At 66.5% G+C, this 15589-nt stretch carries 12 protein-coding genes and 1 tRNA gene; 7 read left to right on the forward strand and 6 right to left on the reverse strand.

The window, feature by feature from the left end:
* Window positions 1-51 precede the first annotated feature (51 nt).
* From nusA to BLU29_RS13225, 7 genes are all read left to right on the forward strand, one after another.
* Window positions 52-1278 carry a transcription termination factor NusA gene (gene nusA, locus BLU29_RS13195; protein WP_091058741.1) on the forward strand — a complete coding sequence of 409 codons (1227 nt, stop codon included), beginning with the start codon at window positions 52-54 and terminating at the stop codon, window positions 1276-1278.
* A 41-nt stretch (window positions 1279-1319) separates the two neighbouring features.
* Window positions 1320-3752 carry a translation initiation factor IF-2 gene (gene infB / locus BLU29_RS13200; RefSeq protein WP_091058744.1) on the forward strand — a complete coding sequence of 811 codons (2433 nt, stop codon included), beginning with the start codon at window positions 1320-1322 and terminating at the stop codon, window positions 3750-3752.
* 116 nt (window positions 3753-3868) lie between these two features.
* Window positions 3869-4222, forward strand: a complete 354-nt coding sequence (gene rbfA / locus BLU29_RS13205; RefSeq protein WP_091058747.1) for a 30S ribosome-binding factor RbfA — start codon at window positions 3869-3871, stop codon at window positions 4220-4222.
* Complete coding sequence (locus tag BLU29_RS13210) at window positions 4219-5217, forward strand: bifunctional oligoribonuclease/PAP phosphatase NrnA (protein ID WP_091058750.1); 999 nt, start codon at window positions 4219-4221, stop codon at window positions 5215-5217. Before rbfA ends, BLU29_RS13210 begins: the two co-directional genes overlap by 4 nt.
* Window positions 5218-5304: 87 nt before the next feature.
* A complete protein-coding gene (truB, locus tag BLU29_RS13215; protein ID WP_091058753.1) occupies window positions 5305-6033 on the forward strand; it encodes a tRNA pseudouridine(55) synthase TruB in 729 nt (242 codons plus the stop codon).
* On the forward strand, window positions 6030-6968 hold the full coding sequence (gene ribF / locus BLU29_RS13220) for a riboflavin biosynthesis protein RibF (protein ID WP_091058754.1): 939 nt from the start codon (window positions 6030-6032) through the stop codon (window positions 6966-6968). The genes truB and ribF overlap by 4 nt, the downstream gene beginning before the upstream one ends.
* A gap of 66 nt (window positions 6969-7034) precedes the next feature.
* A tRNA-Asp gene (locus BLU29_RS13225) sits at window positions 7035-7111 on the forward strand.
* Window positions 7112-7597: 486 nt separating this feature from the next.
* Here BLU29_RS13225 and BLU29_RS13230 read toward each other — a convergent pair.
* Genes BLU29_RS13230 through BLU29_RS13255 form a run of 6 tightly spaced genes read right to left on the reverse strand, consistent with a single transcriptional unit; the run spans window position 7598 to window position 15585 of the window.
* Window positions 7598-8620 (reverse strand): substrate-binding domain-containing protein, encoded by a 1023-nt coding sequence (locus tag BLU29_RS13230; RefSeq protein WP_091058757.1) that lies wholly within the window; start codon window positions 8618-8620, stop codon window positions 7598-7600.
* Between the two features lie 40 nt (window positions 8621-8660).
* Window positions 8661-9716, reverse strand: a complete 1056-nt coding sequence (locus tag BLU29_RS13235) for a substrate-binding domain-containing protein (RefSeq protein ID WP_091058760.1) — start codon at window positions 9714-9716, stop codon at window positions 8661-8663.
* On the reverse strand, window positions 9713-10747 hold the full coding sequence (locus tag BLU29_RS13240; RefSeq protein ID WP_091058762.1) for a substrate-binding domain-containing protein: 1035 nt from the start codon (window positions 10745-10747) through the stop codon (window positions 9713-9715). Before BLU29_RS13240 ends, BLU29_RS13235 begins: the two co-directional genes overlap by 4 nt.
* A 7-nt stretch (window positions 10748-10754) precedes the next feature.
* Window positions 10755-11258 (reverse strand): hypothetical protein, encoded by a 504-nt coding sequence (locus BLU29_RS13245; protein ID WP_157693851.1) that lies wholly within the window; start codon window positions 11256-11258, stop codon window positions 10755-10757.
* A 37-nt stretch (window positions 11259-11295) separates the two neighbouring features.
* Window positions 11296-12381, reverse strand: a complete 1086-nt coding sequence (locus BLU29_RS13250; RefSeq protein WP_091058767.1) for a substrate-binding domain-containing protein — start codon at window positions 12379-12381, stop codon at window positions 11296-11298.
* 3 nt (window positions 12382-12384) lie between these two features.
* Entirely contained in the window at window positions 12385-15585 is a 3201-nt protein-coding gene (locus BLU29_RS13255) for a TonB-dependent receptor (protein ID WP_157693852.1), read from the reverse strand.
* Between the last annotated feature and the right edge of the window lie 4 nt (window positions 15586-15589).

Below are 15589 nucleotides of genomic sequence, written 5' to 3' on the forward strand. Positions count from 1 at the left end.
AAGGTGGGCCCTCGGGTCCGCCTTTTTTTTCCTCATTAATCCAAACACACCATGAGCAGCGAAATCCTGTCCGTCCTCGAATACATGGAGAAGGAGAAGGGCATTCCCCGTGCCGATATGATCTCCACCATCGTCAACGCGATCAAGACCGCGGCGTTGAAAGGCGTGAACTCGGGCCAGGAGCTCAAGATCGAGATCAACCCGAAGAACGGCCAGCTGAACGCCTGGTCCCAGCTCAAGGTGGTCGACTCCGTGTCCGACCCGAAGCTGCAGATCCACGTCGAGAAGGCCCAGGTCTTCAAGCCGGGCGCCGTCATCGGCGACACCATCGACAAGGAGATCGACCCGTCCTACCTCGGCCGCATCGCCGCGCAGACGGCCCGCCAGGCCATCATGCAGCGCCTCCGCGCCTTTGAGAAGGAGCGCATCTACGACGACTTCAAGGACTCCGTGGGCGACATCGTCAGCGGCACCGTCCGCCGCCGCGAGCGCAACGACCTCTTCATCGACCTCGGCAAGGCCGAGGCCGTCATGCCGGGCAAGGAGCAGGTCCCGGGCGAGGAATACGCCCCGGGCGAGCGCATCCGCTGCATCCTGCTGGAGATCGAGAACAGCAGCCGCGGCCCCGAGATCATCCTCAGCCGCGCCAGCCCCAAGTTTGTCCGCCGCCTTTTCGAGCTCGAGGTCACCGAGATCGCCGACGGCACCGTCAAGATCGAGGCCTTCGCCCGCGAGCCGGGCTACCGCACCAAGATCGCCGTCACCAGCACCGACCCGAAGGTCGACCCGGTCGGCGCGTGCGTCGGCGCCCGCGGCGCCCGCGTGAAGAGCATCGTGCGCGAGCTCGGCGGCGAGAAGATCGACATCATTCCCTACCACGCCGACACGAAGGAAATGCTCATCGAGGCCCTCAAGCCGGCCGTGCCGCGCGAGATCGTCCTCGACGAGAAAAACAAGCGCATGCTCGTCCGCGTGGTGAACGACGACCTCGCGGTCGCCATCGGCCGCAAGGGCCAGAACGCCCGCCTGACCTCCCGCCTCGTGGGCTGGCGCCTCGACATCGAGGAGTTCAAGGTCGTCACCGCCGACCCGCGCGCGCAGGCCATCGGCCTGTTCGTCAACACCTACGGCTTCGACAAGGCCGTCGCCGAGCGCCTGGTCGCCAACGGCATCAATTCACCCGCCGCCTTCGAGGGCGTCGAGGCCGCCGACCTGGTCGGCTTCGGTTTCACCGAGGAGGAGGCCGCCGGCCTCATCGCCAAGGTTTCCGGTTCCTGAGTCGCCACGCCAAATATTTCCTGACCCGCCCGCACCACTGAATGAGCGCCCGCATCCACGAGATCGCCAAGCAATACAACGTTGAGCCCAAGGACATGCTGTCCTGGCTCAAGGAGCAGGGCTATGTCGCGGCGGACACGAAGTCGGTGTCGAGCACCGTCAGCAAGATCTACTACGACGAGATCGAGAAGAAATACGGCAAGCCGGCCGCCGCGCCGGCCGTCGCCGTGGCGGCGCCCGCCCCGGCCGAGGTGCCCGCGCTCAAGCTGCCCGCCGGGGTTTTTGTGAAGTCGGCCGCGGATATCGTGCGCGAGAAGGAAGAGGTGGCCAAGGCCGCCGCGGCCGCGCGCGCCGCCGCCAATCCCGCGGCCCCGGTCGCCGCGCCCAAGCCGCCGCCGGCGCCCACGATGAAGGCGCCGCCGCTCCCGCCGATGGCTGCGGCGCGCCCCGCCGCCCCCGCGCCGCTGCCGCCCCGTCCCGCTGCTGCTCCGGCGCCGGCACCCCGCCCCGCCCCGGTCGCGCCGCCGCCGATGAACAAGGCCCCCGTTCTCCCGCCGCCGGTGCCGTCTTTCGCCCGTCCGCCGCTGGCGCCGTCGCCGCAGATTGCCAAGAACCCGCCGCTGACGCCCGTTGTGCCCACCGCGGCCGCGAGCACCATCAGCGTCACCGAGGAGGGCGGCGTCAAAATCATCCATCTCAAGCCGCCGATCATCGTCCGCGAGTTCGCCGTGGCGCTCGGCCTCAAGCCCTTCAAGCTGATCTCCGAGCTCATGGAGATGAGCATCTTCGCGTCGATGAACCAGTCCATTGACGAGGCCGTCGCGACCAAGGTCGCCGAGAAGCACGGCTTCCTGCTCGACATCAAGCACCGCGGCGAGGCCGCGGCGCCCGTCGTCACGCCGGAGAAGGCCAAGATCAACAAGGAGGAGAAGGCGCGCGAGGAGGACATCAAGAACCTCGCCCCGCGTCCCCCGGTGGTCGTCATCCTCGGCCACGTCGACCACGGCAAGACCTCCCTGCTCGACGCCATCCGCAAGGCCAATGTCGCCGCCGGCGAGGCGGGCGGCATCACGCAGCACATCGGCGCCTACCAGGTCGAGCACAACGGCCGCAAGATCACCTTCCTCGACACGCCCGGCCACGCCGCCTTCACCAAGATGCGCGCGCGCGGCGCCTCCGTTACCGACATCGCCGTGCTCGTGGTCGCGGCGGACGACGGCTTCATGCCGCAGACCGACGAGGCCCTGCAGCACGCCAAGGACGCCAAGGTCGCCCTCATGGTCGCCGTCAACAAGATGGACGTGAAGGGCGCGAACCTGGACCGCGTGAAGCAGCAGATGCAGGAGCGCCAGATCGCGCCCGAGGACTGGGGCGGGGAGACCGTCACCGTGCCCGTGGCCGCCATCAAGGGCCAGGGCATCAGCGAACTGCTCGACATGATTCTGCTCCAGGCCGACGTGCTGGAACTCAAGGCCAACGCCAAGACCGAGGCCAGCGGCGTCGTCATCGAGTCCCAGGTCGACGTGGGTCGCGGCCCGCTCGCCACCGTCATCGTGCAGCGCGGCACCCTCCGCGTGGGCGACGCCCTCGTGTGCGGCCCGCACTACGCGAAGGTCCGCGCCATGTTCGACGACCAGGGCAACACCATCAAGGAAGCCCCGCCGGCCATGCCCGTGCGCGTCATCGGCTGGTCGGGCTCGCCCGATTCCGGCGCCAAGTTTTTCACCGCCAAGAACGCCCGCGAGGCCGAGCGCCTCGCCGAGGAGGCGGAGGACCTGCTCAAGAAGTCCACCGTCACCGATGACGCGGTGCCGAAGGATATCTCCATCGACGCCCTGTTCGCCAACATTGCGGCCACCACGGCCAAGGTCCTGCGCGTCGTGCTCAAGTCCGACGTCTTCGGCTCGCTCGAGGCCGTCCAGAACGTGCTCGAGGGCATCAAGAGCGCGAAGGTCTCCCTCAACATCGTCGCGGCGGATGTCGGCGTCATCAGCAAGAACGACGTCCTCATGGCCAGCACCGGCAAGGCCGTCATCATCGGTTTCAACACGAAGCAGGAGAACGGCGTCACGGCCCTGGCCAAGCACCACGGCGTGACGATCGAGAGCTTCGAGATCATCTACGAGCTCGGCGACCGCGTGAAGGAACTGATGGCCGACCTGCTCGATCCCGACCTCAAGGAAAACAAGCTCGGCGGCGCCGAGGTGCGCCAGGTCTTCCCCGTCGCCAAGGGTTTCGTCGCGGGCTGCCTCGTCACCGAGGGCAAGATCAACCGCGGCATCACCGCCCGCGTCCGCCGCGGCAAGGAATCCGTCTTCGAGGGCAAGATCGGCACGCTGCGTCGCTTCAAGGACGACGCCAACGAGGTGCGCGCCGGCCTCGAGTGCGGCATCCGCCTCGACGGCTACGACGGCTACCAGCCCGGCGACAGGATCGAGTGCTACGAGGTCCAGAAGGTCCGGGCCTCGCTCTGAGCGCCAGCGGCGCGTTCCAGGCTCTAAGCGACAGGCTTTAAGCTTCCAAAACAACCGGCAAATGACGCATCCTTTAAAGCGGCTTTCAGCTTAAAGCTCACCGCTTCCCGCTTTCAATGAGCAGCAACCGCCTTCTCCGCGTCAACGAGCTCCTGCAGCGCGAAGTCAGCGCCCATTTGCGGAAGAAGCACGCCGCCGAGACGGTGGGCATCACCATCACCGGCGTCGAGATCACCGGCGACCTGCGCGAGGCCAAGGTGTTTTATTCCGTGCTCGGCGAGGAGGCCGAGGCGGCCAAGGCCGGCAAATGGCTCGTCCGCCACCGCGACGAGATCCGCGAGATGCTGGCGAAGAACGTCATCATCCGCCACGTGCCGCTGCTGGCCTTTGTGCACGACAACCACGCCCCGCGCACCCTGCGCGTGGAGACCCTGCTGGGGGAAATCGACCGCGAGACCAAGTCGACGTGAAGCTGTTTTACCCGCAGTTCGCCGCCCAGTTCATCGACCTGCTCAAGGAGCTGAAGGGCAAACGCGTGGTGGTCATCGGCCACCAGCGCCCCGACGGCGACTGCATCGGCTCGCAGGTGGCCCTCTGCCGCGTGCTCCGGGCCCACGGGATCGACGCGATCGGCGTCAACCCCGACAAGGTGCCGCGCCGCATCCGCTTCCTGCTCGGGGACACGCCGTTTTTCCAGCGCGACGAGGTCAAGCACGACGGCCGCGTGCCGCTCTACACCGATTGCGCCGACCACGGCCGGGCGGGGGACCGCATGAAGGAGCTCTACCCGGAGCCGTTCGCCTGCTTCGACCACCACCTCTCCAACGACGGTTTCGGCCGGCATAACTTCGTCGACACCGCCTCCGCCGCCACGGCCGAGGTGCTGACCGGCCTCTTCCTCGACGCGGGCCTGCCCATCGACAAGACGACGGCCCAGGCGCTCTACACCGGCATCATGACCGACACCGGGCAGTTCCGCTTTGCCTCCACCTCGGTGCGCGTCTTCCACCTGGCCGCCGAGCTCGTGGCCCGCGGCGCCGAGCCCGCGCTGGCCGGCCAGGAGCTCTACGAGCGCGAGTCCTTCGGCAAGCTGAAGCTCCTGCAATATTACATCGGTTCGCTGAAACTTGAATGCGGCGGCCGGGTCTGCATCGGCGTGCTCCGCAACGGCATTTTCGAGGAGATCGGCGCGTCGGTCGAGGATACCGAGGGCCTGGTCGACTACGCGCGTTCCATCGAGGGCGTGGAGATCGGCGTGCTCATCGAGGAGCGCCCCGGGATCATCAAGGCCAGCCTGCGGGCCAAGCACGACGGCCTGCGCATGGATACCCTCGCGGCCCGGTTTCAGGGCGGCGGGCACGCGAGCGCCGCGGGCCTGAACTGCCCGGACACGCTCGGGGCGTTCTACCCCAAGCTGATCGCCGCGATCACCACGCGCCTGGCCGAGGTCGACGCCAAGTTGTAGGAGCTTGCTGGCAAGCGACCTCAGGATTTTCACCGACGAACCCATGTTGAATCGCTTGCCAGCAAGCTCCTACATTCCAATCGCCCCATGAGCCTCCAGCAGGCCAAGGAAATGGAGGGCGTGTTGCTCGTGGACAAGCCCAGGGGCCTGACGTCGCACGACGTGGTCTACCGGCTGCGGCGCAAGCTGCAGATGAAGAAGATCGGCCATGCGGGCACGCTCGACCCGATGGCGACCGGCGTGCTGGTGATGCTCATCGGCAAGGCGACCCGCATTTCCCAATACCTGATGAGCGTGGACAAGATCTACGAGGGCGAGGCCACGCTGGGCGTCGTCACGGACTCGCAGGACGCCGAGGGCGAGATCATGGAGACGCGCCCGGTGCCGGAGCTGACCGAGGCGCAGGTGCTCGAGGCGATGAAGACCTTCCTCGGCGACCAATACCAGACGCCCCCGATGCACTCGGCCATCAAGATCGGCGGCGTGAAGCTCTACCACCTGGCGCGGAAGGGCGAGGAAGTGGAGCGCGAGCCGCGGTTCATCCGCGTGGCGGCGTTCGACCTGCTGTCGTTCGCACGGCCGAAACTGACCTTTGACCTGCACTGCACCAAGGGCACGTATGTGCGCACCATCGCGCACGACCTCGGGCAGAAACTCGGTTGCGGCGCCCACCTGTCGGCGCTGCGCCGCACGGGCAGCGGCCAGTTCAAGATCGCCCAGTGCCTGCCGCTGGACGAGATCGAGAAACTGAGCCTGCCGGAAATCGAAAGGCGCCTGATCCCCGTCTACGAGGCGGCGCCCCGCGTGGCGCTGTGAGCGCGTTGCTCCAGTTCGACGGTCTCGAGCGCGCGACGCTGCCGGCGCAGCCGCTGCACCTGGCCATCGGCATGTTTGACGGCGTGCACCTCGGGCACCAGTCCGTGATCGAGTCCGCCATCCACTCGGCCCGCCGCAGCGGCGGCCTGGCCGGGGTGCTGACGTTCTGGCCGCACCCAAGCGTGCTCTTCCGGCCCGACCAACCCGTGCCGCAGCTGATGTCACCGGCGATGAAACGCCGGGTGCTCGGCGGACTGGGGATCGATTTCCTCGTCGAGCAGGGCTTCACCCGGGAGTTTGCGGGGATCGATGCCCGCGAGTTCGTGGCCTTCCTCCGGCGCTGTCTGCCGCAGCTGGCGGCGGTGTATGTCGGTGAGAACTGGCGCTTCGGGCGCGACCGGGCCGGTGACGTCACCGTGCTGGTCGAGGAGGCGCGCAAGGCCGGCCTCGCGGTCTTCAGCGCGCCCCGGCTCAACCACAACGGTGCGCCGATCAGCAGCTCGCGCATCCGGGAGCTGCTGGCGGCCGGGGCCGTCGCCGAGGCCAACGCCCTGCTGGGCTATTCCTATTTCGCGGAGGGCGTGGTGGAGCGGGGCAAGCAGCTCGGCCGCACCATCGGGTTTCCGACCCTCAACGTGGCCTGGGAACCCGAACTCAGGCCGGCCTACGGGGTGTATGTCGTGGAGGTTTTGACCGGGCAGAAGAAGCCCCTGAAGGGCGTGGCCAACTACGGCCTGCGGCCGACGGTGGAGCAGACCACCCGGCCGTTGCTGGAAGTCCACCTGCTGGAGACTTCGTCGCTCACTTATGGCGACAAACTGACCGTCAACTGGCTTCATTTCCTCCGGCCGGAGAGCAAGTTCGGCAGCATGGAGGAACTGCGGCGGCAGATCGAAAAAGACCGCCAGAGTGCCCTGAAATTCTTCCAGAAATGAGCCGCCGGATCATTTCCAAAGCACGCTTGACAGCCTGCGAACGATTCGGCCTCTTAACCGTTTTCCGGGGTGGTAGCTCAGTTGGTTAGAGCGTCTGCCTGTCACGCAGAAGGTCGCGAGTTCGAGTCTCGTCCATCCCGCCAGTTTAAGCCCCGCAGCCCAAGTGGTTGCAGGGCTTCCTTTTTTTCACCGGAGACTGCCGCCGGAAGCCTGGGTGGACATGGTGTAGGCATCTCACGGAACGAAACCTTCACAACGCAGGCACCATGGTCTGACAGTCGCTATCGGCAAACTCCGGAAGCTACTTGTGGGGAGGCAGCAACAACAAGGACGATAGTGACGAACAGGCAGACCGACACTGTGGTTGCTCCGGCTTGGTCGGAGTGTAGGAGCCTGCTTGCAGGCGATCTTGTTTACGGTCCGTCGATGAGCCCCCGGAATCGCCTGCAAGCAGGCTCCTACAAGGAACGGAATGGATGGGGATGGGCCCGATGAGTTGGCGGCTGTCTTTATCAAAGGCCCCGGAGCTTGCTCCGGGGATCTTCACTGTTTGGAGCCCCGATGGCGTTCGCGCCGGCGGCGGGTCCGGTCGCCGGAAATGTCATCTTTTGACGCCGGGGAAGAGAGCATCAGTCGATCTTGGCCAGCTCTTCGCGGACGACTTCGGGTGGCAACGGGAGCAGGGGGCTGCGGCGGGTGATGAGTTCCTGTCCCTGCCGGCTCAGGACGACGTGAAGAAATTCCCTGACCTTGGCCTCGACCGGCTTCCCGGGCGCACGGTTGATGTAGAGGTAGAGGTAACGGCTTAGCGGGTAGGAGCGATCCAGCACGGTGTCCCGCGCCAGTTTTACCGCGGGCCGGCCCGCACCGGGTGAGATCGCCAGCATCCGGGTGTGCGGTTGGGTGTTGGCCGCGCCGGCATAGCACAGGCCGTAGCGATCGCCGCCGACGGCGCCAACCATGCCGCTGAGCGCCCGCACGACCACGACGCCGGAACGGTCCGTCGCCCGGGTGGAGATTCCCGAACGAAACTCGCGCGAGTGCATGGTGGCTTCCTGGAGGAACGTTGCAATGCCGTTGGGCAGGTTGAGGCCGTAAAGGGCGATGGGTTTGTCGGCCCACTCGCCGGTCAGGCCGAGCTGGCCCCAAGTGGTGATTTTGCCCCCCTGGGCCCAGATCTCCTCCAGCTGCGCGAGGGTGATCGCCTGCAGGGGATTGTCCTCGTTGACGTAGATCGCGAGCGCCGGCGAATACCCCACGCGGTCGTAGGCACCACCGCAGACGAGAATCTGGGTGGGCTCGTAGCCGAATTTCTTCACGAACGCCTCCCGCTCGCCGGGAAAGAGCGCCCGTGACGCGGGTCCGACGTGGCTCTGTCCGCTGATCAGGCCGGTGACCACGGTCGTGTTGGCGCGGGCCTCCATGGTGGTGGCGTCCTCGGTCTCGGGATGCGCCGCGCGAAATAATTCTATCCACCCGAGGGTGATGGTATCCATGGTGGGCGAACCCATCGCATGGAATTCGCCGGCCAGTTTGCCGCCGGGGACATATTCCGGGTAGGTGGAGCCGGCCCGGGCCGGACCGGCCGTGCCGGCCAACGCGGCGGTGAGCAGCAGATTTGCGATGCAGGAATGAATGAGGTGATGTTTCATGGAGATGGGTCGGCCGGGCGCGCGGTTGGTGCGAAGCCGGCTAGTTCAATTTGGCGAGCTCGGCGGCGACTTCGCCGGCATCGAGGGGCAGGAAACCGGCTTCCTGGGCGATAAAGGCTTGCTGGCCTTCCTTCGAAAGCACCATCCGCAGGTATTCCCGGACGAAAGGATCCAGGGGCTGACCCGGCGCGCGGTTCACGTAGATGTAAATGTCGCGCGTGTAGGGATATTTCCGCGTGCGCACATCCTCCGGCGAGGCGCTGGAATAGTAGCCGTCCTCGCGGTCCGCGATGGCGACGATCTTCACTTCGGGCAGGTTCTTGCCCTGGATACCGTCAAAGCTCGCGAAACCAATGGCCGAGGTTTCCTCGCTCACCCGTCGATACACTTCCGCCGTGTTCAGCGCTTCCTCGTAGTTCGCGGCGAGCGGCCGGTCGTCGAAGTGAGTCTGCTTCATGAAAATTGCGACACCCTGGATGTTGCCGTTGGTCGGGCTCGGCCCGATCGGATGAATCCGGTGACGCGCCCAATCCCCCGTGGCGCCAACCTGGCCCCAAAACGTGATGTCGCCCCGGCCTCCGCCGGTGGAAAAAATCCGCGCCACCTGCCCGGTGGTGAGTTTGTCGACCGGATTGCGGCGGTTGACGAAGATTGCGATGGGATTGGCCTTGCTGACCGCCGCGAAGGCGCCGTGCGCCACCTTGAGGGCGATGGGCTCGTAGCCGAACGTCATCCGGAACGCGCCGATCTCAGCGACCCAGAAGGCCCGCACGGTCGGTCCGAACGCCGACACTCCGGTGTAAAGCCCGCCGATGGCGGTGGCGGCGCTTTTCAACTCCATCGTGAATTTCACCCCGGGGTGGGACTGCGTGAAAAGGGCGTTGAGATTCTTGAACGCGACGTCCATGCCCTGCGCCCCGATGATCCGGATCGAGCCATCCGGCAGCAGATAGCCGGCGTTCTTGGCCTGATCATAGGGGTGCGGCTGGTAGGCCGGCAATGCCGGGTCGACCGGCAACGGCACCGCCGCGAGCGTCACGACGGCCAGCAAGGCGGTCAGGGCGTATGGGGCGACGGGCGAGCGACGGAGGTTCATGGGGAAGGCGGTCTGCCCAGCTTGGCGAGTTCCTCGCGCACAACGGAGGCGGGCAGCGGCAGAAACCCGCTGCGCTCCGCCACCAGATCCTGGCCCTGGGAGCTGAGCACAATCCGCAGGAATTCCTTCACGTTGGGTTCAAGAGCTGCTCCCGGGGCGCGATTGAGGTAAAGGTAGGTGAAGCGGACCAGCGGGTAGCGCAGGCTCGCGATGTTTTTCGGCGTGGGGCTGGCGGCCGGGATGCCGGCGGCCGGCGCCAAGGCGAGCATCTTGACCCCGGCCCGATTGTAGCCGGGGGCGGCATAACCGAGGGCGAACCGGTCCTGCGCAATTCCGGCGAGAATGTCGACGAAGGCCTGCACGCCGCCGTTGGCCGCGCGTTGCGCGCTGCGGGACAATCCGTCGGTCGCCGGCCGCAGGATCATGGTCGGGCGGAAATCACGCCCGTGCATGCCGGCGGCCTGGAAAAAAGTCGCGGTGCCGTTCGGCAGCCGCAGGCCCCACAGAGCGATCGGCCGGCCCACCCATTCACCCGTCAGGCCCAGCTGGTCCCAGGTGGTGATCTTGCCATCGCGCGCAAAAATTTCCTCGAGTTGCGCCAGGGTGAGCTCCTTGAGCGGGTTGTCCCGGTGGACAAAGATCACGATGGGAGGGGAAAGGCCAAAGTCGGCGTAGGTGCCGAGGGTCACGCGGATCGCCGTGGGGGGATAGCCGAATTTTTTGGTGAAGGCGGCCACCTCCTGGGCCGAGGCCTCGCGCGATAGCGGTCCGAGCTGGCTGGCCCCGCTCAGCAGGCCCGGGAACACCGTATTGGCCCCGCGCGCCTCCTGCGTCGCCTCCACCTGCGGATGCGCTCGCCGGAAAACCTCGAGCCACGCGAGCGTGAGGGTGTCCATCACATCCGTGCCCATGAGGTGCAGTTCTCCCGCCAGCGCGCCCTCGGGCGCATAGGCGGGCAAGCTTCCGGCCCACGCGGCAGAGCCGGCGAATGCGAAGGCCAGCAGCAGGAAAAAACGGGGAAGGTGCGGCATAGTGCCTTCAGCCGGGCGGTCGGGAGAAGAGCGCGGCTAGGTTGGGAATCTGCTTGGCCAGGTCGTTCCGGATGGCAACTCCCGCCAGGTAGGTTTTCACTTCGTCCTCGGCGGCGGGATACCTGAAGGCGAGGGCCAGGGCACCGATGCGGTTGCCGCTGGCGTCCTTGAGCGGCAAAAGCAGTCCGCATCGGGTCGGATTCTTCAGGTGTGGCACCAGGATGGTGCGTCCACCCACGCCCACCGAAAGGTCGCCCTCGTCATCGGGAGCGCCGATGCGATCGAGGGTGGAGGCGACGATGCCCGGGGCGGCCGCTCCAGGTGCCAGCGCATGAATGCCGGCCATGACCAGCCCGGGATGATCGGCCACGAGGCTGTTGATCAGCCGCTGGGCGTAGATCTTGTTCTCGGCAGCCTTGCCCCAGGCGGGGCCGTCGGCCCGCAGGAAAGCAGGTAGCAGCGCCAGAATGGCCAAGGCGGGGGCAAAACGCGGGAAGGATAGCCGGTTCATGATCTGAGGTGGCTGGGGGCGGGAAAGGCCGGGGGAATTATTCCAGCTTGGCGCGCTCCGCGGCGGCGAGCGCCGCGGGCAGCGGCAGAAAGAGGCCCTCCGCCTCGACGGCGCGCTGGCCTTCCAAGCTGAGGATGTAACGCAGAAATTCCTCGACCCGGGGGTCGAGCCGCTGGCCCGGGACGCGGTTGACGTAGAGGTAGACGAAGCGCGTGAGCGGATATTGCGCGGAGGCGGTTTCCTCGAACGTCCCGGTGTAGTAGGGACCCTGCGCGGTCCGCGCGATGGCGATGCTTTTTGTGGCGGAGTTCTCGTAAAGCAGGCTCACATAGCCGATCGCGCCCGGATCAGCGGCGATGTCGGCGAGAATGCGCACGGAGGCCTTGACCGGCTGGCCGGCTTTTTCGCCCTTGAGGCGGCTGGTGAAATCCGTGTCCCCGCAAACGTAGTGCCGGATGAAATTCGCGGTGCCGTCGGGCATGGCGATCCCGACGGGATGAACCTCGCGGCCGGCCCACTCCCCGGTCAGACCGAGCTGTCCCCAGGTCGTGACCGGCTCGCGGCCGGGCGCGGTGCCATAGATTGCGGCCAGCTGGTCGAGGGTCAGCCGCGTGATGGGATTGTCGCGATGGACAAAAAAGACGCTGATGCCCGTGCGATCCGGCGCCCGCCACCCACCGAGCGCCACCCGGACCGCCAGCGGCGCATAGCCGTGCTTCCCCCTGAAGGCTTCAACTTCGGAGGGAAACATCTCCCGGGAGAACGTGGCAAGGTCCGAGCGGCCCTCGGTGAGTGGGGTCGCCCCCGTCAACGAGCCCCTGGCCTCGAGGAGGAAATCGGCCTGCGGATGGAACCGGCGGAAACCCGCGATCCAAAGGTTCATAAGGTCGGCCATGGTGTCCGTGCCCATCACGACCAGTTTTTCCGTCACGCCGTGCGCCGGCACATAGGCCGGCAGGCCGGGATCGGCCCGGGCATGGAGCGTTTCGCGGAACTCGGCGCGCGATCCGCCCTGCACGGTGCGGTTGGGATCAACCGGGGCGGACGGCGGGGACTCCGCCGCGCCGGTCCGGCCGGTCAGGCCGACCAGCCCGGCCAGGACAATGGTGGAGGGCAGCCGCATGGTTCAGAATTTGACCGCCGTGGAAACGAAGATGAGACGGCCGATCAGACCATAGGTCGAGGGGTCGACGGAAGAGTCGGTAAATGCCTGCGGGGCGCTCGGCGGCATGCGATCAAAGACATTGTTCACGCCCAGCGTGAGCTTCGTGTTGCGGGGAATCCAGCGGTGCGTCGATTTCCCGGCGAAGGTGTAGCCGAACTGGAGGTCCCACGAGGCGTAGGAGGCCACGGGGGTCGCCTTGATCGTCGTGCTGTTCGCATAAGTATCCCCGCCCACGCCGATGTCCGTGACGCCCGGCACGAAGGTATTGCCGACCATCACGCGCCACGGGCCGCGATTCCAGTCAACGACCGAGTAGAGGCGGTAGCGCGGGATGGTGCCCTGCTGGCCGGTGCCGCCGTTGGTCGCGTAGCCCACGTATTCGTAGTAGGGCTGCTCGGGCAGCGCCTTGAACCGGTAGCTTTGGAAGATGGTCGCGGCGGAGTTGAAGTCGAACTTGCCGAGGTTTTCAGTGTGCAATTCGTAGTCCACGTTCACGTCGAACGCGCGCACCTTGGCGCCGCTGAGGTTGATGAAATTGCTCGTGAGATAGATGCTGGAGGCGCTGCCGCCGTTCCGCAGGAGATCACTGAGCTGGTGGACCTGGGTGATCGCGACCGCCCCGGGCCGGCCGGGGAAGTTGTTGAGGGCGACATTGCCGAGGTAGGGCGAAGCCGCGCCCAGCCGGTCGGTGGTGCTCAGGGTCACGCCCGCGCCCGGCCCGCCCACGACGCCCTTTTGATCCGCGCTGATGTAATCCACGGTCAAGGTGAGGTTCTTGATTCCCTTCGGCGAGAACACGAGGCCCGCGGCCTGCGTCACGGCGGTCGAGGGCTTCAAGTCGGGATTGTTGGTCGTGAGGTTGTTGGCCTGGCCGGGAAAACCGAGGGCGGTCGGCACGGTGGCGGCGGTCGTCAGCGTCTGGTTGGACGGACCGAACAGAAAATAGAGGCCGGGAGCGGTGAACGACTTGGCATAGGTGTAGCGCAGGGTCAGGGACTCATCCACCGGCTGCCAGCGCACGCTGTATTTCGGCACGCTGGAATTTCCGACGTCACTGTATTTTTCCATGCGGTAGGCCAGGGAGAGGTCGAGGACCCGGGCCCCGCGGAAATTCCACGCCGGACTGGTGACGGGAATGCGCACCTCCGCGAAACCGGAGTCAATGCGCCGGCTCTGGTCGAAGGGATCGAACGTCCCGGCGCCCGTCCAGCGCGCCGCGGTGGGTCCGCTGACATAGGAGTTCTCGTCGGGCTGGCCGAACACCTCTTCCTTGCGGGTGGAACCGCCCACCGCGAGGCCCACTTCACCCGCGGGCAGGTTGAAGGGGGTGCCGACCAGTTTCAGGTCGGTCGAGTCCAGCTTGCTGCCCACGGCGATCACCGCGGTGCCAAGCAGGTTGGCCAGTGACGCGGGATTGACCGCCGCCGCGCGGGCGAACGGGTCCAGTGCCGGCTGGAAGACGAAGCTCCCGGTCGCTTCCGAGAAACCCGCGATCACCCGGCTGTAGGCGCCACCGGCGACCGCGTTGCCCGCGGCATCGAAGCCGCCGGCGAGGGCGCGGGTGAGGTTGGGCGTGTAGTAGACGTTCTTTTGGCGCTGGCTGATGCGATTGTCGTTGTAGGTGTAGGCGGCCTCCCAGTTCCACCTGGGGCCCAGCTCGCCGCGCAAGCCGCCGGAGGCCCAGTTCGATTTGCTGTTCTCCGTGTATTGGATCGGGGCGGGCAGGTAGGAGAAACCGATGCGGGGGAAGGCGACCGTGAGGGGATTGAAGGGTGCGCGGGCCGGCTCGGTGAACGTGGTCGTCTGCGCGGGCAGCTGGTAGGAGCTGTCGGTCTTGCCCAGGATGGCCGAGCCGAAGGCGACGAGTTTTTTGCCGAACAGGTCGGCGGACGCGTTGACGAGCGCGGTTTTCTGTTCCTGGCCGAGCAGCAGGGTGGTGTAGAGCGCGGAGTCGAAGGTGGCCGCGATCGTGGCGAAATCCGACGGCACATAGGTGCCGTTGGCGACGAGCGCGTTCAAGCTGGTCGCCGTCGCGTTGCTGCCGGTGGGATTGGTCTGGCTGGGTGAGTTGAGGGTGGGGTTGAGGAAGTGCGTCGGGAAGACCGTGCCCGAGCCGATCGCGCCGGCGATGGTGGCATTGCGGCCGGTGATCGACTGGCTGAAGGGGCGGTCCTTCTGGAACAACGGGGTGTTCTTCGTCCAGTTGCCGGAGACCGTGACGCTCACGCCCTTCTGGCCGGCCCCGGCGACCACGTAGGCGGAGCGTTCCGTGTAATTGCCGTTGCCGGTGGCCCAGGCCATGCGCCCGCCCGCCTCGGCGCCCTGGTAGTCGGATTTCAGGATGAAATTCACCACGCCGCCCACCGCATCGGAGCCGTAGATGGCGGAAGCCCCGTCGGTGAGGATTTCCACGCGCTCCACGGCGGCGACCGGGATCTGGTTGACGTCCACGAAATTCCTCCCGCGGATGCCGTTGGCGCCGTTGGTGGCGACCCGGCGGCCGTTGATCAACACCAGCGTATCGAGGTTGCGCAGCGCGATCTGCGAACCGCCCAGGGTGATCTGGTTGACGTTGTTCGCGTTGGCGGCGCCGATATTGCTCCGGCCGGTGATCGAGGGCAGCCGCTTGCGGAGCAGTTCCAGCATGTTGGCGTTCACGCCGGCCTGGTCGATCTGCTTGCTGCCGAGGATGGTGACGGGCGAGGACGTCGCATTCGCCGCGGTCGGGATGTTGGAACCGGTGACGGTAAACTTGGCCAGCTCGGTGACCTCCTCCTTATTCGGGCGGGCGCTCGGGGCCGTGGTCTGCGCCGCCCTTTGGTCTTTTGGGTCGGGAGCCTTTTTGACGGCCAGCAGGCCGCCCTTTGACTGGGTCGCCATCAGATCCGTGCCGGCGAGCATCAGCTCAAGCGCTTCCTGCGGCAGCAGCTCGCCCTTCACCGCGTTGGTCCGCGTGCCGCGCACGGCGTCGACGGCATAGACAATTTCGCGGCCGGATTGCTCGGCAAAGGCCTTCAGCGTGACCGCCGCATCAGCCGCGGGCAGGTCGAAGGCGCGCTTGACGGGCTCGGCGGCCCGGGCGGGGAGAAAAGACAGGGAGGCAAGGCAAAGGAAAGCGAAGGTCTTTCCGAAGGCGCGCTTGGGTGAGGCGTGAGGTGACATGGGG

Source organism: Opitutus sp. GAS368, from assembly GCF_900104925.1.
In the GTDB taxonomy this organism is placed as follows: Bacteria; Verrucomicrobiota; Verrucomicrobiia; order Opitutales; family Opitutaceae; genus Lacunisphaera.

Bases quoted from the DNA above. Each gene is read 5' to 3' on its own strand.
- nusA (WP_091058741.1), top strand. From the start codon at position 52: ATGAGCAGCGAAATCCTGTCCGTCCTCGAATACATGGAGAAGGAGAAG.
- BLU29_RS13250 (WP_091058767.1), bottom strand. From the start codon at position 12,381: ATGCGGCTGCCCTCCACCATTGTCCTGGCCGGGCTGGTCGGCCTGACC.
- truB (WP_091058753.1), top strand. From the start codon at position 5,305: ATGAGCCTCCAGCAGGCCAAGGAAATGGAGGGCGTGTTGCTCGTGGAC.
- BLU29_RS13255 (WP_157693852.1), bottom strand. From the start codon at position 15,585: ATGTCACCTCACGCCTCACCCAAGCGCGCCTTCGGAAAGACCTTCGCT.
- BLU29_RS13240 (WP_091058762.1), bottom strand. From the start codon at position 10,747: ATGCCGCACCTTCCCCGTTTTTTCCTGCTGCTGGCCTTCGCATTCGCC.
- infB (WP_091058744.1), top strand. From the start codon at position 1,320: ATGAGCGCCCGCATCCACGAGATCGCCAAGCAATACAACGTTGAGCCC.
- rbfA (WP_091058747.1), top strand. From the start codon at position 3,869: ATGAGCAGCAACCGCCTTCTCCGCGTCAACGAGCTCCTGCAGCGCGAA.
- BLU29_RS13235 (WP_091058760.1), bottom strand. From the start codon at position 9,716: ATGAACCTCCGTCGCTCGCCCGTCGCCCCATACGCCCTGACCGCCTTG.
- BLU29_RS13245 (WP_157693851.1), bottom strand. From the start codon at position 11,258: ATGAACCGGCTATCCTTCCCGCGTTTTGCCCCCGCCTTGGCCATTCTG.
- BLU29_RS13230 (WP_091058757.1), bottom strand. From the start codon at position 8,620: ATGAAACATCACCTCATTCATTCCTGCATCGCAAATCTGCTGCTCACC.